Below are 16,777 nucleotides of genomic sequence, written 5' to 3' on the forward strand. Positions count from 1 at the left end.
TCACGCGTCCTTGCGGATCTCCACCACCCGGAAGCGGTTGGCCACGAACGCGCCGTCGCACAGCGCGGCGTTCGCAGCGGGGTTGCCGCCTGAGCCGTGGAAGTCCGAGAACGCCGCTGTCTGGTTCACATAGACGCCGCCCGTGAGGTTCAGGGACAGCTGGGCGCACTCTTCGAGGCAGGTCTCTTCCACTGCGGCGGAGAACTCCTCCGACGTCGTGTACGCCCCGACGGTCATCGCTCCCTTGTCGCGCACCGTGCGGCGCAGCAGCTCCACCGCGTCCGTCGCGGAGTCGACGGCGACCGCAAAGGAGACCGGCCCGAAGCACTCGCTCAGGTAGGCCGCCTCGGCGTCCGGCTTGGCGCCGTCCAGCTTGACGATCACCGGGGTGCGGACCACGGCGTCCGGGAATTCGGGGTTGGCGATCTCCCGTGAGGGGAGGGCGACCTCGCCGAGACCTGCGGCTGCTTCCAGGCGCGCCTTCACGTCGGGGTTGACCAGCGCGCCGAGGATGCCGTTCGCCCGGGCGTCGTCGCCGAGGAGGCCGCTCACCGAGGAGGCGAGGTCCGCCACCACGTCGTCATACGACTTGGGGCCGGCGTCCGTCTCGATGCCGTCGCGCGGGATGAGCAGGTTCTGCGGGGTGGTGCACATCTGGCCGCTGTACAGGGACAGGGAGAAGGCGAGGTTGGCCAGCATTCCCTTGTAGTTGTCGGTCGACTCGACGACGACCGTGTTGACCCCGGCCTTTTCCGTGTAGACCTGCGCCTGGCGGGCGTTGGTCTCCAGCCAGTCGCCGAACGACGTCGATCCCGTGTAGTCGATGATCTTGATTTCGGGGCGCACGGCGAGCGTCTTGGCGATGCCCTCGTCGGGCCGCTCGGCGGCCAGGCAGACGAGGTTCGGGTCGAAGCCCGTCTCGGCGAGGACCTCGCGGGCGATCCGCACGGTGAGCGCCAGGGGCAGCACCGCGCGCGGGTGGGGCTTGACCAGGACGGGGTTGCCGGTGGCGAGCGAGGCGAAGAGGCCCGGATAGCCGTTCCACGTCGGGAAGGTGTTGCAGCCGATCAGGAGCGAGATGCCGCGGGCGACGGGTGTGAACCGCTTGTTCAGCGCGATCGGGTCGCGCTTGCCCTGGGGCTTGGTCCACTCGGCGGCGTCGGGGGTGCGGGCCTGCTCCACGTACGCATAAGCGACTGCTTCCAGGCCGCGGTCCTGGGCGTGCGGGCCGCCCGCCTGGAAGGCCATCATGAAGGCCTGGCCGCTGGTGTGCATGACCGCGTGCGCGAACTCGTGCGTACGGGCGCTGATCCGCGACAGGATCTCCAGGCAGACCATCGCGCGCACTTCCGCGCCCGCGTCGCGCCAGGCGCGCATTCCGGCGCGCATGGCGGGGAGCAGGGTGTCGATGTCCGGGTGGGGATACGTGATCCCCAACTCCGGGCCGTACGGCGAGACTTCGCCGCCCACCCAATCGTCCGTGCCGGGCTGGTCGAGGTCGAAGCGGGTGCCCTGGAGGGCGTCGAAGGCGGCCTTTCCTTCGGGGAGGCTCAGGCTTCCGTCCCCGTACGCCTTCGGGTGCTCGGGGTGGGGGGACCAGTACGCGCGCGTGCGGATGGTCTCCAGCGCCTGGTCGAGGGTGGGCCGGTGCTTGGCGATCAGCTGGTGCGCGGTGAGTTCGGCGGCCATGACGGGACCAACTCCTCCTCGGGCAGCTCTTCATCGAGCTGGCGAGCTGGGCAGGGACGGTGGGCAGGAACGCTCTGACAGAGCTAGAGTAACCGAACGATCGGTCGGGACAAGGGGGTCCGCCGAACCTGTGGACAACTTCTTCGCGGCCACCCCCGAACCCTGCGGCCGACGGGCCGTGCGGGAGGATCGCGAGCATGACAGCACTCGAGCTCAGCAGCGCCGTTGCCGTGGTCGGTACCGGAACCATGGGGCAGGGCATCGCCCAGGTCGCCCTGGTCGCGGGCCACCCCGTGCGGCTGTACGACGCCGTGCCCGACCGCGCACAGGCGGCCGCCGACGCGATCGGTGCGCGCCTGGACCGGCTCGTCGAGAAGGGCCGGCTCACGGCCGAGAGCCGCGCCGCGGCCGGCGCCAGGCTCACCCCCGCCGAGAGCCTCGCGGAGCTCGCCGACTGCGGCCTCGTCGTCGAGGCGGTCCTGGAACAACTGGACGTCAAGCAGCGGCTGTTCCAGGACCTCGAAGATGTCGTCGCCGAGGACTGTCTGCTGGCCACCAACACCTCGTCCCTCTCCGTGACCGCCATCGCGGGCGCCCTGCGCGCACCGGGCCGCTTCGTCGGCCTGCACTTCTTCAACCCGGCGCCCCTGCTCCCCCTCGTCGAGGTCGTCAGCGGCTTCGCGACGGACGACTCGGCGGCCACGCGCGCGTACGAGACCGCGAAGGCCTGGGGCAAGACCCCGGTGCGCTGCGCGGACACCCCCGGCTTCATCGTCAACCGCATCGCGCGGCCCTTCTACGCCGAGGCGCTGCGCCTGTACGAGGAGCGGGTCGCCGACCCGGCCACGATCGACGCCGTCCTGCGTGAGTCCGGCGGCTTCAAGATGGGGCCCTTCGAGCTCACCGACCTCATCGGCCAGGACGTCAACGAAGCCGTCACGCGCTCCGTGTGGGAGGCCTTCTACCAGGACCCCAAGTTCACGCCCTCGCTGGCGCAGCGCCGCCTCGTCGAGTCGGGCCGTCTCGGGCGGAAGTCGGGACAGGGCTGGTACGCGTACGGAGACGACGCCCCGCGCGCGGAACCGCACACCGCGCCACCCGAGAAGGCCCCGGCGTCCGTCACCGTGCACGGTGATCTGTTCCCGGCGGACGCGCTGATCGACCTGATGGGGACGGCAGGCGTACGGGTCGACCGCGGGAAGGGGGTGCCGAGCTACCCAGGCTCCATTGAGCTCCCTGGTGGCGCGCGGCTCGCCCTCGCCGACGGTACGGCCGCCGGCGCCGCGGCGGAGCCCACGATCCACTTCGACCTCGCACTGGACTACCGCACCGCGACGAGGATCGCCCTCGCCCCGTCGAGCAGGGTGAGCGAGCGGTCCCTGAAGGAGGCGATCGGCCTCTTTCAGGCGCTCGGCAAGAAGGTCAGCGTCATCGGGCACACCCCGGGGATGATCGTGGCCCGCACGGTGTGGATGCTCGTCGACTTCGCCCTCGACGCCGTCGGGCGCGAGGTGGCGGACGCCGAGGACATCGACACCGCCATACGCCTCGGCGTCAACTACCCGCTCGGGCCCGTCGAATGGGGCCGCCGTCTCACCACGTACCGCGTGGCCGAGGCGCTCGACGTCCTGCACGACGAGTACCCCACCGGGCGTTACGCGCCCTCCCAGGCACTGCGGCGCCAGGCCGTGCGAGAGGAGTACTCATGACCACCGCCCGGCGGGACACGTACACCCCGGAGACGCTGCTGAGCGTGGCCGTCCGGGTCTTCAACGAACGCGGCTACGACGGCACGTCCATGGAGCACCTCTCCAAGGCGGCCGGCATCTCCAAGTCGTCGATCTACCACCACGTGGCGGGCAAGGAGGAGCTGCTGCGCCGTGCGGTGAGCCGAGCCCTCGACGGGCTCTTCGGCATCCTCGCCGAGGAGCACGCGCGCGTGGGCAGTGCGGTGGAGCGCCTGGAGTACGTCACGCGCCGCACCGTGGAGGTGCTGGTCGCCGAGCTGCCCTATGTGACGCTGCTGCTGCGGGTGCGCGGCAACACGGACACCGAGCGGTGGGCCATGGAGCGGCGCAGGGAGTTCGACCAGCAGGTGGCCGAGCTGCTCAAGGAGGCCGCCGCGGACGGTGACCTGCGCTCCGACGGTGACCTGCGGCTGGCCACCAGGCTGCTCTTCGGAATGATCAACTCCATTGTGGAGTGGTACCGGCCGGAGAGCCGGGGCGCCGCCAACGGCGAGCAGATCGCCGACGCGGTGGTGCAGTTGGCGTTCGCGGGACTGCGCACCGACCGCTGAGCCCCGGCCGCTCCCGGGGTCAGCTGTCCGGCTCCATGTCGTCCTCCTCGAAGACCAGCAACGTACGGGTGCTGAGCACTTCGGGGATGGACTGCAGCCGGGTGAGCACCAGCTCCCGCAGCGCACGGTTGTCCGGCGTGTGCACCAGGAGCAGGACGTCGAAGTCGCCGCTGACGAGCGCGATGTGGGAGGCGCCGGGGAGCGCGCGCAGATGTTCGCGCACCGTGCGCCAGGTGTTCTGCACGATCTTGAGTGTGATGTACGCGGACGCGCCCTGTCCGGCGCGCTCGTGGTTGATCCGCGCGCCGAAGCCCCGGATGACGCCGTCGTCGATGAGGCGGTTGATGCGCGCGTAGGCGTTGGCCCGGGACACGTGGACGCGCTCGGCCACGGAACGTATCGACGCGCGACCGTCCGTGTGCAGGATCTGCAAAATGTCGCGGTCTATGGCGTCCAGAGGGCGGGGGTCCGGGACCGCGGGCTCGGGGACGCGGGGCTCGGGGACGCGCGTCCCGGAGGGGCGCTCGGAGGGGCGCGGTTCAGGAATCCGGGGCTCCGGGAGGTCGCCGTCGTGCCCGTCGGCCATTCGTTCAGATGCCATGTCCCCCCGCCTCCCTACCATGGACGTACTGCGTCCATCCCAGGCTGTGGAGAACCGTTTGTCCACAGCCTGGAGGTGCCTGTAGCCAAAATGTGCCGTCGACCGAACAATCGGTAGGTGAGGCGCATCACGTCGGCGCGCCTCGTTTGCCCACTCCCACGAGGAGACCGCTTCCCCAGGAGGTGCCGTCATGACGGTCATGGAGCAGCGGGGTGCCTACCGGCCCGCCCCGCCCCCCGCTTGGCAGCCCAGGACCGACCCCGCGCCGCTGCTGCCGGACGCGGAGCCGTACCGCGCCCTCGGCACCCAGGCCGCCGAGAAGGCCGACCCGGGGCTGCTGCGCCGTCTCTACGCGGAACTGGTGCGCGGTCGTCGCTACAACACCCAGGCGACCGCCCTGACGAAGCAGGGCAGGCTGGCGGTCTACCCCTCAAGCACCGGTCAGGAGGCGTGCGAGGTCGCCGCGGCGCTCGTCCTGGAAGAGCGGGACTGGCTCTTCCCCAGTTACCGGGACACGCTCGCCGTCGTCGCCCGCGGCCTCGACCCCGCGGACGCGCTGACGCTGTTGCGCGGCGACTGGCACACCGGGTACGACCCGCGCGAGCACCGCATAGCGCCCCTGAGCACGCCTCTCGCGACGCAGCTCCCGCACGCCGTGGGTCTCGCGCACGCCGCCCGGCTCAAGGGCGACGACGTGGTGGCGCTCGCCATGGTCGGCGACGGCGGCACCAGCGAGGGCGACTTCCACGAGGCGCTGAACTTCGCGGCGGTGTGGCAGGCCCCCGTGGTCTTCCTCGTGCAGAACAACGGCTTCGCGATCTCCGTGCCGCTCGCCAAGCAGACCGCCGCCCCCTCTCTCGCCCACAAGGCCGTGGGGTACGGCATGCCGGGACGCCTGGTGGACGGCAACGACGCGGCGGCGATGCACGAAGTCCTGAGCGAAGCGGTCTCCCGCGCGCGGCGGGGCGGTGGTCCGACGCTCGTCGAGGCCGTCACGTACCGCATGGAAGCCCATACGAACGCCGACGACGCCACGCGATACCGCCAGGACACCGACGTCGACGCCTGGCGCGACCACGATCCGATCCTGCTCCTGGAGCGGGAGTTGACGGAGCGCGGACTCCTGGACGACGAGACGAAGCGGCAGACGAGCGACGAGGCCGAGGCCATGGCGGCCGACCTGCGCGACCGCATGAACCAGGACCCCACGCTCGACCCGATGGACCTCTTCACGCACGTCTACGCCGAGCAGACCACCCAACTGCGGGAGCAGGCGGCACAGTTGCGGGCCGAGCTGGAAGTGGCCTCGGAAGACGCCGAGGAGGAGACGCGATGACCACGGTCGCGGCGAAGCCCGCCGCCAAACCGGCCACCATGGCGCAGGCGCTCGGGCGCGCGCTGCGGGACTCCATGGCCGAGGACCCGTCCGTGCACGTCCTCGGAGAGGACGTGGGAGCGCTCGGCGGTGTCTTCAGGGTCACCGACGGGCTCGCCAAGGAGTTCGGCGAGGACCGCTGCACGGACACGCCGCTGGCCGAGGCGGGCATTCTCGGCACGGCGGTCGGCATGGCGATGTACGGCCTGCGGCCCGTCGTCGAGATGCAGTTCGACGCCTTCGCCTATCCCGCCTTCGAGCAGTTGATCTCGCACGTGGCGCGGATGCGGAACCGCACGCGCGGCGCGATGCCGCTGCCCATCACCGTCCGCGTGCCCTACGGAGGCGGCATCGGCGGCGTCGAGCACCACAGCGACTCCTCCGAGGCGTACTACATCGCGACGCCGGGCCTCCATGTCGTCACGCCCGCCACGGTCTCCGACGCCTACGGCCTGCTGCGCGCCTCCATCGCCTCCGACGACCCCGTCGTCTTCCTGGAGCCGAAGCGCCTGTACTGGTCCAAGGCCGACTGGAACCCGGAGGCACCGCAGAGCGTTGAACCGATAGGCCGCGCGGTCGTGCGGCGCACCGGGCGCAGCGCCACGCTCATCACGTACGGCCCGTCCGTGCCCGTCTGCCTGGAGGCGGCCGAGGCGGCCCGCGCCGAGGGCTGGGACCTCGAAGTGGTCGACCTGCGTTCCCTCGTGCCCTTTGACGACGAGACGGTCGCCGCGTCCGTGCGGCGTACGGGGCGGGCGGTCGTCGTGCACGAGTCCGGGGGCTTCGGCGGCCCCGGCGGTGAGATCGCCGCGCGGGTCACCGAGCGGTGCTTCCACCACCTGGAGGCGCCGGTCCTGCGGGTCGCGGGCTTCGACATCCCGTATCCGCCGCCCATGCTGGAGAAGCACCATCTGCCCGGTGTCGACCGGATCCTGGACGCGGTCGCGCGGCTCCAGTGGGAGGCGGAGAGCTGATGGCCCCTGCTCTTGATGTGAACAGTATGGAATTCAAACTGCCCGACCTCGGGGAGGGGCTGACCGAGGCGGAAATCGTCCGTTGGCTCGTCGAGGTCGGTGACGTCGTCGCCGTGGACCAGCCGGTCGTCGAGGTCGAGACGGCCAAGGCGATGGTCGAGGTGCCGTGTCCCTACGGAGGCGTGGTCACGGCCCGCTTCGGCGAGGAGGGCACGGAACTGCCGGTGGGAGCACCTCTGTTGACGGTGGCGGTGGGTGCCCCGGCGGAGACGGCCGGGTCCCGGGCCCCTGAGGAGCCCGCCGAGCGGGCACTGCAGACGGCCGCCGAGGAGTCCTCGGGGAACGTGCTGGTCGGGTACGGCACGGGGGCGGCGCCGGCGCGCCGCAGGAGGGTGCGGCCGGTACAGCCCGTACAGCCGGTGCAGTCGGTGCACTCCGCTTCGCCGGAGCCGTCCCCTGTTTCCTCGGACGGGCCCGTTCCGGTGATCTCCCCTCTCGTACGGAAGTTGGCGCGGGAGAACGGAGTCGAGCTGCGGAGCCTGGTGGGTTCGGGGCCGGACGGGCTGATCACGCGGGCCGATGTCGAGTCGGCCATCGCCGCCGGCAGGAACCCGATGATCAAGGCGGCGGTCCGCGCGGACGACGAGCAGATCCGCGCGGGGCGGGCCGAGGCGCGCCACCAGGTGGCGGCGGGCGAGGAGCCGCGGAAGGCGGGCCTCGAATCCCGGCACCCGCTGACCGGCATCCGGGGCCTGGTCGCGGACAAGATGGCCCGCAGCCGACGCGAGATACCGGAGGCGACCTGCTGGGTCGACGCCGACGCGACGGAGCTGCTGGCGGCCCGCAAGGCGATGAACGCGGCGATGACGGAGCGCGACGGCAGCCAGAAGGTGTCGCTGCTCGCGCTGCTCGCCCGTATCAGCGTCGCCGCGCTGACCCGGTTCCCCCAGCTCAACTCCTCCGTCGACATGGAGGCGCGGGAGGTGCGGCAGTTCGCCGACATCCACCTCGGCTTCGCCGCGCAGACCCAGCGGGGGCTGGTCGTCCCCGTGGTGCGGCACTCACAGTCACGGTCGACGGAATCGATCAACGCGGAGCTGATCCGGCTCACGGAGTGCGCGCGGGCGGGCACGCTGACCCCGGGCGAGCTCACCGGAGGGACCTTCACGCTCAACAACTACGGGGTGTTCGGGGTCGACGGTTCCACGCCGATCATCAACCACCCCGAGGCGGCCATGCTCGGTGTCGGCCGCATCGTGCCCAAGCCGTGGGTGCACCAAGGGGAGTTGGCGGTGCGGCACGTGGTGCAGCTGTCGCTCACCTTCGACCACCGGGTGTGCGACGGCGGTACGGCGGGAGGGTTCCTGCGCTATGTGGCGGACTGCGTCGAGCAGCCGGCGGTGTTGTTGCGGTCGGTGTGAGCAGGCCGCGCGCCTGAGTGACGCAAGAGCCTTTCCCCTAGGGCATTTTTCAGGGGTGTCAATGATCCTTCGGGCGCCCATACTCGGAGGGTGACCAGAAACGAGGCCGTACCGTACGCCGAGTCCGGGCCGTACGCCCAGGCCCGGCCGTACGCCGAGGCCCGGCCGTACGACGCCGTCGTGCTCGCCGGGGGCGGCGCCGCGCGGCTCGGCGGTGCGGACAAGCCGGGGGTGCGGGTCGGGGGCCGGACGTTGATCGACCGTGTCCTGGCAGCCTGTTCCGGTGCCGGGACCACCGTCGTCGTCGCCGCGCCGAGGCCGACCGCGCGCCCCGTGGTGTGGGCGCGCGAGGAGCCCGCGGGCGGTGGCCCCTTGGCCGCGCTCGACGCGGGGCTCCGGCACGCCGTGGCGGAGCGCGTGGTGGTGCTCTCCGCCGACCTGCCGTTCCTGGGCGCGGAGACCGTACGAAGCCTCCTCGCCGCCCTCGACGAGAGTGGCGCGGACGGGGCGGTCCTCACCGACCCCGACGGCCGTGACCAGCCGCTCGTCGCGGCCTATCGGCGGGACGCCCTGCGGCGGGAGATCGCGGCGATCGCTCATGATGCCGCTGACGCCCGGGACGTCGCTGACCCTCACAGGGTGAGCGGTGGGCTCGCCGGGATGCCGTTGCGGCGGCTCACCGCGCGGCTCGACCTCACGTGGGTCGCCGACCCCGTCGCCGCTTTCGACTGCGACACCTGGGACGACATTGCCACCGCCCGGGCGCGTATCAGGGAGCATGGCAACGTGTTGGATGAATGGATTTCCGCAGTCAAGGACGAGCTGGGCATCGAACTGGACGTCGACACCGGCGCCCTCCTCGACCTCGCTCGCGACGCCGCGCACGGCGTGGCCAGGCCGGCGGCACCGCTGACCACGTTCCTCGTCGGGTACGCGGCGGCGCAGGCGGCCGCGCGCGCCTCCGCCACGGGTGGCACGGCCGGCGGTGCGGAGGCGGTGGCCGAGGCGACGCGCAAGGCCGCGGCGCTCGCGGCCCGCTGGGCGGACGAGGACCGGCAGGACGCGGAGCCCGACGCCTCCCGTACGCCTCCGGACGCCGGATGACCGGGCAGCCCGCGCCGGACGCCGAGCTCGAAGAGGCGCTTGCCCTCGTGAACGGGGCTCGCGCCGACCACGCCGACGCCGCCCAACCGGCCCACGCTTCCCGGCCGACCTCCGCATCGGCATCCGCCTCGGCATCAGCATCGGCCTCCGCATCGGCATCAGCAGCCTCGCCCTCGGGGCCGGGACCGGGCCCGGGCTCCGAGCCCGCGTCAGGGCCACGGGCGGCGGCACCCACCCCCGCCGCCGCCACCAACCGGCCCGCCGCCACCAACCGGCCCGCCCCCGCCACCCGGCCCGCCGTCCCCGCCACCCAGTCCGTCGCCCCCGCCGCCCCCGGCGACGACAAACACCGCGACATCACCCCGTGGCCCGCCGCACGCGCCCGTGCCGAGCGGGCCGCACCGCGCCCCGGGAGCGATCCCGTCACGGCCCCCCTGCACCGGGCCCTCGGCCTGATCCTCGCCGCGCCGCTCACCGCCCTGACGGACCTGCCGTCCTTCGACACCTCCGCCATGGACGGCTGGGTCGTCGCGGGCCCTGGCCCCTGGCACGTACGGGCCGACGGGCGCGCCGACGGCATCCTCGCCGGACATGGCCGCCCCGAGGCGCTCACCGACGGAGAGGCCGTACGCATCGCCACGGGCGCCCACATCCCGCAGGACGCCACCGCGGTGCTGCGCAGCGAGCACGGCCGGATCGACGACAAGGGCAGGCTCCACGCCCTGCGCGAGGTCGTCCCCGGCCAGGACATCCGTCCGCGCGGCCAGGAGTGCCGCTCCGGAGACCGCCTTCTGCCGGCCGGCGCCCTGGTGACGCCCGCCGTGCTCGGTCTGGCCGCCGCCGCCGGGTACGACACGCTGCCGGTGGTCCGCAGGCCCCGCGCCGAAGTCCTCATCCTCGGCGACGAGTTGTTGACGGAGGGCCTCCCGCACGGCGGCCTCATCCGTGACGCGCTCGGCCCCATGCTGCCGCCCTGGCTGCTCTCTCTCGGTGCCGAAGTGACCGCTGTCCGGCGCCTCGGGGACGACGCCGAGGCGCTCCACCGGGCGATCACCGAGTCCACCGCCGACCTGATCGTCACGACGGGCGGCACCGCGTCGGGACCCGTCGACCACGTGCACCCGACCCTGCGCCGGATCGGCGCAGACCTGCTGGTGGACGGGGTCGCGGTGCGGCCCGGGCACCCCATGCTGCTGGCCCGCACCCGGCAGGGACAGCACCTCGTCGGTCTGCCCGGCAACCCGCTCGCCGCCGTGTCCGGGCTGCTGACCCTCGCCGAGCCCCTGCTCCGCACGCTCTCCGGACGCCCGGCCGGCTGCGGCGGCCCCTCGACGTACACCGCGCCCGTGCGCGACGACGTTCAAGGGCACCCGTACGACACCCGCCTCGTCCCCGTCGCCCTGCGCGGTGACCTGGCCGTGCCGCTGCACTTCAACGGCCCGGCGATGCTGCGCGGCATCGCGGCGGCCGACGGACTCGCGGTCGTGCCGCCCGGCGGGGCGCGCAGGGGACAGGAGTTGGAGGTCCTGGACCTGCCGTGGGCGGTACCGGACGTGGGCACGGGCGGGGACACCGATTTGTACGGTGGGCTGTTCGAAGTGGGCGGGCCCGGCACCACAACAGGCACCACCACCGGACCCGAAGCAGCCGTAGACGATGGCAAGGAGCGTTTCACGTGAAACTGCCCGGGCATGACGCCATCGCGCGTCACCCCGACGAGCACCACGCGACATACCGGATCAAGCTGCCCCAGCGCGCGGTCGTGCGGCCGCTGCGGCAGGTCACCCGGCGTCTCGCGATGGCGCTGTTGGTGCTCGCCCTGACGACGTGTCTCGTCTGGATGGACCGCAGCGGGTACCACGACAACTCGGACCAGCACGTCGACTTCCTCGACTCGGCGTACTACGCGACGGTCACGCTCTCCACCACCGGTTACGGCGACATCGTCCCGTACAGCGACAGCGCCCGGCTCACCAACATCCTCCTGGTCACGCCGCTGCGCGTGCTCTTCCTGATCATCCTGGTCGGCACCACCCTCGAAGTGCTCACGGAACGGACGCGCGAGGAATGGCGTCTGTCCCGCTGGAGGTCCAACTTGCGTGAACACACTGTTGTCGTCGGCTTCGGTACGAAGGGTCGTTCCGCGATCCAGACCGTCTGCGCCACCGGCCTGAAGCCGGACCAGATCGTGGTCGTCGACCCCAGCGCGAAGGTCGTCGACGCGGCCACGGCGGAGGGGTACGCGGGCGTCATCGGCGACGCGACGCGCAGCGACGTGCTGCTCCGCGCCGAGGTGCAGCGGGCCCGCCAGATCATCATCGCGACACAGCGCGACGACACGGCGGTGCTGGTCGCCCTCACCGCCCGCCAGCTGAACCGCGGGGCGAAGATCGTGGCGGCGGTCCGCGAGGAGGAGAACGCGCCGCTGCTCCGCCAGTCCGGCGCGGACGCCGTGATCACCAGCGCCAGTGCGGCGGGCCGGCTCCTCGGGCTCTCCGTGCTCAGCCCGAGCGCGGGCATGGTCATGGAGGACCTGATCCAGCAGGGCAGCGGGCTCGATCTCGTCGAGCGGCCGGTGATAAAGGCCGAGGTGGGGCGCAGCGTGCGGGAGACGGACGACCTGGTGGTGAGCGTCGTACGCGGGCATCGTGTCCTCGGATACGACGATCCGGCGGTCGGCAAGCTGCAGTTGACGGACCGTCTGATCACCATCGTCCGTGCCTCCCCCGGCACGACGGTCGCCCCGGACCTCAAGCCCCTGCCACCGAACTGACATGGCCTGAACCGGCGTGACCCGGCGTGACCCGGCGTGACCCGGCGTGACCCGGCCTGACCCGGCGTGACACGTGCCTGACGCGACCACGCCGGTCGCCCCGAACCTGAAGCGCCTGCCAGGGCCTGCCAGAACCCGCCACGACCTGCCACCGCCTGCGCGCACCGGCGCAGGCGGGTGCGTGCCGGATGCGGGGTGGGACGACGCGAGTAGCCTCGGCCGTATGTATGCGATCACGATTCCCGAACCCGGTGGTCCTGAAGCGCTCGTGTGGGCCGAGGTGTCCGACCCCGTGCCCGGTGAGGGCGAGGTGCTCGTCGACGTCGTGGCGAGCGCCGTGAACCGCGCCGATCTGCTGCAGCGGCAGGGGTTCTACAACCCGCCGCCCGGCGCCTCCCCGTATCCCGGCCTGGAGTGCTCGGGCCGGATCGCCGCGCTCGGCCCCGGTGTCTCCGGCTGGGCGGTCGGCGACGAGGTGTGCGCGCTGCTCTCGGGCGGCGGATACGCGGAGCGGGTCGTCGTGCCGGCCGGTCAGCTGATGCCCGTGCCCGACGGCGTCGACCTCGTCACGGCGGCCGCGCTGCCCGAGGTGACCTCGACGGTCTGGTCCAACGTCTTCATGATCGCCCACCTGCGGCCGGGCGAGACGCTGCTCGCGCACGGCGGTTCCAGCGGCATCGGCACCATGGCGATCCAGCTGGCCAAGGCCGTCGGTGCGAAGGTCGCCGTGACGGCGGGCAGCAAGGAGAAGCTCGCGTTCTGCGGTGACCTCGGGGCGGACGTCCTGATCAACTACCGCGAGCAGGACTTCGTCGAGGAGATCGAGCGGGCCACGGGCGGCGCGGGCGCGGACGTCATCCTCGACAACATGGGCGCGAAGTACCTGGACCGGAACGTCAAGGCCCTCGCCGTCAACGGCAGGCTCGCCATCATCGGCATGCAGGGCGGCGCCAAGGGCGAGCTGAACATCGGCGCGCTCCTCAACAAGCGGGGCGCCGTCACCGCGACCTCCCTGCGCGGTCGTCCGGCCGCCGAGAAGGCCTCCATCGTCGCGGCGGTGCGGGAGCACGTGTGGCCGCTGATCGGCGGGGGACACGTGCGGCCCATCGTCGACCGGACGGTGCCGATGAGCGACGCGGCGGCGGCACACCGGGTCCTGGAGGAGAGCAGCCACATCGGCAAGGTGCTCCTCACCCGGTAGCCCCTCGGCCGCAAGGCCAAGTGCCCCAGGCCGCCTGGCCGAGATGCCGGGTCGCCGGGCCGAGATACCGGACTCGTAGCGCCCAGATACCGGACTCGTAGCGCCGAGATGCCGGATTCGTAGCGCCATGTGACGCTTGATGCTGGTGCAGTGATCCTTCTTGATCTCGGCGGCCCGGCCTTGATCTCGGCGACCCGGCAGCGGGAGGGGGTCAGCTCGGTGCAGGCTTCCTGGGCGATCCGTCGCCCCGTCCTCCTCGTCGTGGCGCTGTGCGCGGTCCTGGCGGCGGCGTTTCCCGGCCTCGTCTCGTACGCGGCCGACGCCCCGCCCAGGCATCCCGTCACCAGCGTCGACGAGACGTCCCGCGCCGGTAGCCGTCCCGGCGAGGGCCGCGAGCGGCCCGGGCGGGCCCAGCCGCTGCCCCCCGACCTGCCGCCCCGGCCCTACAGCCCGCCCCGGATCCCCCCGCCCCCGCAGCAGCCGATGCCGACTCCGGCGGCGCACCGGGACTCCGCGTTCGAGCCCGCGGGGCAGCCGCCCGTCGGGCCCGTCCTGCCGAACCTCCGCGTCCTGCCCCTCGGCGCGGGCCTGGTCCTCATCGGCCTCGGCCTCGGCTTCCTCGGTCTGCGGCTGCGCCGCGGCTGAGGGTGGATCAGTCCCGTACGGGGGCACCACCGATGTGTGATGTACGCGTGCGAGAGAATGGCGGCATGGAGATGCCGAGGAACGAACGGTCGCCGGAGAGCCCCCAGGTCCTGGTCGTGGGCCAGGACGGAATGGCTCTCGGTGGTGGCGGAGACGACGAATCCCGCGAGGTCCCGGTGACGGAGATGGTCGAACAGCCGGCCAAGGTGATGCGCATCGGCAGCATGATCAAGCAGCTGCTCGAGGAGGTGCGGGCGGCTCCTCTCGACGAGGCGAGCCGGGTCCGCCTCAAGGAGATCCACGCGAGCTCGGTCAAGGAGCTCGAGGACGGCCTCGCCCCCGAGCTGGTCGAGGAGCTGGAGCGGCTGTCCCTGCCCTTCACCGAGGAGGCGACGCCGAGCGACGCGGAGCTGCGGATCGCGCAGGCGCAGCTGGTCGGCTGGCTGGAAGGCCTCTTCCACGGGATCCAGACGACGCTGTTCGCGCAGCAGATGGCGGCGCGGGCGCAGCTGGAGTCGATGCGCAGGGCGCTGCCGCCCGGCATGGGCGGTGGCGACGAGGAGGACGAGAGCGGCGGCATCGCGGGTCGTACGGGAGGCCCGTACCTGTAGTCGGCCCACACGCCACACGGCACACGCCACACGCCCGCACCACGCCTGCCCGCACGCCCGGACAGTTACGCCGAGGGGCTCGGTACGCATCCCGCGTACCGAGCCCCTCGGCGTAGAAGAGTGAGCGGAACCCGTTACGCGGGGTTGCCCGTCGAGACGTCGAACTGGATCTCCAGGCCCTTCGGGTCGACCTCCGTGCCTTCCTTCGGGGTCTGCCGCATGACCGTGTCCTCGCCGTAGGCGTTCTCATTGACCTTGCGCTTGTCGAAGCTCCAGCCGGCCGCCTGGAGGCAGGAGAGGACGGACTTCCAGTCCCTGAACGTGAAGTCCGGGACCTTGATCTTGTCCTCGTCGTTGTAGCCCACGTCGGGCTCGGTGCACTCGTCGGTGTCAATCGTCATGTTCCGGTTGGGGCCCTTGTGCCCCGCAACCGGCTGCTTCGACTTGTCGTCGGAGGCTTCCTTGCCGCCGTCGTCACCGCCGCTGAGCGAGACGGCGGTGATCAGGCCGCCGATGGCGAGGAGCGCGACGACGATCGAGCCGACGATCACCGGCATGTTCTTGCGCTTGCCGCCGCCCCGGCCGCCCGAGGACGGGGACGTCGCCGTGGCCGGCTGCGGCGAGAGGTTGTACGGGGGCGGGGTGTGCGCGGCCTGCTGCGGGGCGTACGCGTTGGCGGGAGTCGGCGTCTGGTAGCCGCCCTGCTGCGGGTAGCCGTAACCGGGCGTCGGGGTCGGCGCCGGCGTCGACGGACCGTACTGCCCCGACTGCCCCTGCTGTCCCAGCTGACCCGGCTGACCCGGCTGGTACGGCGTCTGGACGCCGCCACTCTGCTGCGGCATCGAGGTGTCGACCGGCGGGAAGACCGCGGAACCGACGCCCGCGCCGCTCGACGTCTGCACGCCCGGCACGATGCTGGGGGCCGCCGCCTGGAGGGACTGGGCGACGCGCAGGCACTCGTCGCGCATGGCCTCGGCGGTCGGGAAACGCTCATTCGGGTTCTTCTTGAGCGCGCGGGCGACGATCGCGTCCACCGCGGGCGGCAGGGCACGGTTGATCGAGGAGGGGGCGACCGGCTCCTCCTGGACGTGCGCGTACGCGATGGCCAGCGGCGAGTCCGCCTCGAACGGCAGCCGGCCGGTGGTCAGCTGGAACAGCATGATGCCGACGGAGTACAGGTCGGAGCGGGCGTCGACGCCGCGGCCGAGGGCCTGCTCCGGGGAGAGGTACTGCGGGGTGCCGACGACCATGCCGGTCTGCGTCATGGAGGTGACGCCGGACTGCATGGCGCGGGCGATGCCGAAGTCCATGACCTTCACGACGTTGCGCTTGGTCATCATGACGTTGCCCGGCTTGATGTCGCGGTGGACCAGGCCCATCTCGTGGCTGATCTCCAGCGCGGCGAGCACATCGGCGGTGATCTTCAGCGCCTGGTCGGTGGGCATCGCGCCGAACTGCGTGACGGACGCGTCGAGCACGGAGCCGAGCGGCTTGCCCTCGACGTACTCCATGACGATGTACGGCATGGTCGTGCCGTCGAGGTCGTCCTCGCCGGTGTCGAAGACCGACACGATGTTCGTGTGAGTGAGCTTCGCCACCGACTGGGCCTCGCGGCGGAAGCGCTCGCGGAAGGACTGTTCACGACCGAGCTCGGTGTGCAGCGTCTTGATCGCGACCTGGCGGTCGAGCACGGTGTCGTAGGCGAGGTGCACCGACGCCATGCCGCCCTCGCCGAGCAGATCGCGCAGTTGGTAGCGGCCACCGGCCAGCGAACGCCCCGCGTACCGCCCCTGTGCGCCGTCCTGGCTGCTCATCTCGTGCGTCCCCCATTGGCGCGGCCGCCGGACGGCTCCGCGGCTGGTGATCGATAACCGCTATTCCAGGCCAAGTCTGCCCGAGGACGATGACGCGTCAAGCTCGGTGCCCGTTCCGTGACCGTACGCGCAAGAAGCGTCTCGGAAGCGTTACAAGTTTGCGCGCGGGACCCCCGGACGGCTTTGATGTCCGGTCCACCTCGAACCGGCGGGTGGCGCGAAGGCTGTAGCGTGGCCCGTCGGAGTACCCCGTACCGCGACGTACTCAGT

The 16,777-nt window shown here is 71.9% G+C and carries 14 protein-coding genes; 11 read left to right on the forward strand and 3 right to left on the reverse strand.

Annotated features, from left to right (window positions below; all coding sequences use genetic code 11):
* Complete coding sequence (paaN, locus tag ACZ7LU_RS23820) at positions 1 to 1,689, reverse strand: phenylacetic acid degradation protein PaaN (protein ID WP_471917940.1); 1,689 nt, start codon at positions 1,687 to 1,689, stop codon at positions 1 to 3.
* Positions 1,690 to 1,886: 197 nt separating this feature from the next.
* Here paaN and ACZ7LU_RS23825 point away from each other — a divergent pair, with 197 nt between their 5' ends.
* Entirely contained in the window at positions 1,887 to 3,398 is a 1,512-nt protein-coding gene (locus ACZ7LU_RS23825; RefSeq protein WP_471917941.1) for a 3-hydroxyacyl-CoA dehydrogenase, read from the forward strand.
* Positions 3,395 to 3,988 carry a TetR/AcrR family transcriptional regulator gene (locus ACZ7LU_RS23830; protein ID WP_404754918.1) on the forward strand — a complete coding sequence of 198 codons (594 nt, stop codon included), beginning with the start codon at positions 3,395 to 3,397 and terminating at the stop codon, positions 3,986 to 3,988. Before ACZ7LU_RS23825 ends, ACZ7LU_RS23830 begins: the two co-directional genes overlap by 4 nt.
* 19 nt (positions 3,989 to 4,007) lie before the next feature.
* Here the strand turns inward: ACZ7LU_RS23830 and ACZ7LU_RS23835 are convergent, their stop codons facing one another.
* Positions 4,008 to 4,589 carry an Lrp/AsnC family transcriptional regulator gene (locus ACZ7LU_RS23835; RefSeq protein WP_471115853.1) on the reverse strand — a complete coding sequence of 194 codons (582 nt, stop codon included), beginning with the start codon at positions 4,587 to 4,589 and terminating at the stop codon, positions 4,008 to 4,010.
* Positions 4,590 to 4,779: 190 nt separating this feature from the next.
* Here ACZ7LU_RS23835 and pdhA point away from each other — a divergent pair, with 190 nt between their 5' ends.
* The 9 genes from pdhA to ACZ7LU_RS23880 all read left to right on the forward strand — a co-directional run bounded on the left by pdhA (position 4,780) and on the right by ACZ7LU_RS23880 (position 14,693).
* Positions 4,780 to 5,925, forward strand: coding sequence for a pyruvate dehydrogenase (acetyl-transferring) E1 component subunit alpha (gene pdhA / locus ACZ7LU_RS23840; protein ID WP_471917942.1), 1,146 nt, complete (start codon positions 4,780 to 4,782; stop codon positions 5,923 to 5,925).
* Complete coding sequence (locus tag ACZ7LU_RS23845) at positions 5,922 to 6,938, forward strand: alpha-ketoacid dehydrogenase subunit beta (protein WP_398301933.1); 1,017 nt, start codon at positions 5,922 to 5,924, stop codon at positions 6,936 to 6,938. Before pdhA ends, ACZ7LU_RS23845 begins: the two co-directional genes overlap by 4 nt.
* Before the next feature lie 26 nt (positions 6,939 to 6,964).
* Entirely contained in the window at positions 6,965 to 8,359 is a 1,395-nt protein-coding gene (locus ACZ7LU_RS23850; RefSeq protein WP_471917943.1) for a dihydrolipoamide acetyltransferase family protein, read from the forward strand.
* A gap of 180 nt (positions 8,360 to 8,539) precedes the next feature.
* Positions 8,540 to 9,463, forward strand: coding sequence for an NTP transferase domain-containing protein (locus ACZ7LU_RS23855; RefSeq protein ID WP_471918136.1), 924 nt, complete (start codon positions 8,540 to 8,542; stop codon positions 9,461 to 9,463).
* Complete coding sequence (locus ACZ7LU_RS23860; RefSeq protein ID WP_471917944.1) at positions 9,460 to 11,142, forward strand: molybdopterin molybdotransferase MoeA; 1,683 nt, start codon at positions 9,460 to 9,462, stop codon at positions 11,140 to 11,142. The genes ACZ7LU_RS23855 and ACZ7LU_RS23860 overlap by 4 nt, the downstream gene beginning before the upstream one ends.
* On the forward strand, positions 11,139 to 12,236 hold the full coding sequence (locus ACZ7LU_RS23865) for a potassium channel family protein (protein ID WP_398301940.1): 1,098 nt from the start codon (positions 11,139 to 11,141) through the stop codon (positions 12,234 to 12,236). The genes ACZ7LU_RS23860 and ACZ7LU_RS23865 overlap by 4 nt, the downstream gene beginning before the upstream one ends.
* A 223-nt stretch (positions 12,237 to 12,459) precedes the next feature.
* Positions 12,460 to 13,437, forward strand: coding sequence for an NAD(P)H-quinone oxidoreductase (locus ACZ7LU_RS23870; protein ID WP_468301584.1), 978 nt, complete (start codon positions 12,460 to 12,462; stop codon positions 13,435 to 13,437).
* 150 nt (positions 13,438 to 13,587) lie between these two features.
* Entirely contained in the window at positions 13,588 to 14,082 is a 495-nt protein-coding gene (locus ACZ7LU_RS23875; protein WP_398301943.1) for a hypothetical protein, read from the forward strand.
* A 65-nt stretch (positions 14,083 to 14,147) separates the two neighbouring features.
* Positions 14,148 to 14,693: a bacterial proteasome activator family protein gene (locus tag ACZ7LU_RS23880; protein ID WP_398301945.1), complete on the forward strand. Its 546-nt coding sequence runs from the start codon at positions 14,148 to 14,150 to the stop codon at positions 14,691 to 14,693.
* A 134-nt stretch (positions 14,694 to 14,827) separates the two neighbouring features.
* Here ACZ7LU_RS23880 and ACZ7LU_RS23885 read toward each other — a convergent pair whose 3' ends face one another.
* Positions 14,828 to 16,507, reverse strand: a complete 1,680-nt coding sequence (locus tag ACZ7LU_RS23885; protein WP_471917945.1) for a protein kinase domain-containing protein — start codon at positions 16,505 to 16,507, stop codon at positions 14,828 to 14,830.
* Positions 16,508 to 16,777 lie beyond the last annotated feature (270 nt).

This window comes from Streptomyces sp. NPDC039462 (genome assembly GCF_055639375.1).

What these genes read in the sequence shown, in the direction of transcription:
- ACZ7LU_RS23835 (WP_471115853.1), bottom strand. Translation starts at nt 4,589, where the DNA reads ATGGCATCTGAACGAATGGCCGACGGGCACGACGGCGACCTCCCGGAG.
- ACZ7LU_RS23880 (WP_398301945.1), top strand. Translation starts at nt 14,148, where the DNA reads ATGGAGATGCCGAGGAACGAACGGTCGCCGGAGAGCCCCCAGGTCCTG.
- ACZ7LU_RS23825 (WP_471917941.1), top strand. Translation starts at nt 1,887, where the DNA reads ATGACAGCACTCGAGCTCAGCAGCGCCGTTGCCGTGGTCGGTACCGGA.
- pdhA (WP_471917942.1), top strand. Translation starts at nt 4,780, where the DNA reads ATGACGGTCATGGAGCAGCGGGGTGCCTACCGGCCCGCCCCGCCCCCC.
- ACZ7LU_RS23830 (WP_404754918.1), top strand. Translation starts at nt 3,395, where the DNA reads ATGACCACCGCCCGGCGGGACACGTACACCCCGGAGACGCTGCTGAGC.
- ACZ7LU_RS23885 (WP_471917945.1), bottom strand. Translation starts at nt 16,507, where the DNA reads ATGAGCAGCCAGGACGGCGCACAGGGGCGGTACGCGGGGCGTTCGCTG.
- ACZ7LU_RS23845 (WP_398301933.1), top strand. Translation starts at nt 5,922, where the DNA reads ATGACCACGGTCGCGGCGAAGCCCGCCGCCAAACCGGCCACCATGGCG.
- ACZ7LU_RS23870 (WP_468301584.1), top strand. Translation starts at nt 12,460, where the DNA reads ATGTATGCGATCACGATTCCCGAACCCGGTGGTCCTGAAGCGCTCGTG.
- paaN (WP_471917940.1), bottom strand. Translation starts at nt 1,689, where the DNA reads ATGGCCGCCGAACTCACCGCGCACCAGCTGATCGCCAAGCACCGGCCC.
- ACZ7LU_RS23850 (WP_471917943.1), top strand. Translation starts at nt 6,965, where the DNA reads ATGGAATTCAAACTGCCCGACCTCGGGGAGGGGCTGACCGAGGCGGAA.
- ACZ7LU_RS23860 (WP_471917944.1), top strand. Translation starts at nt 9,460, where the DNA reads ATGACCGGGCAGCCCGCGCCGGACGCCGAGCTCGAAGAGGCGCTTGCC.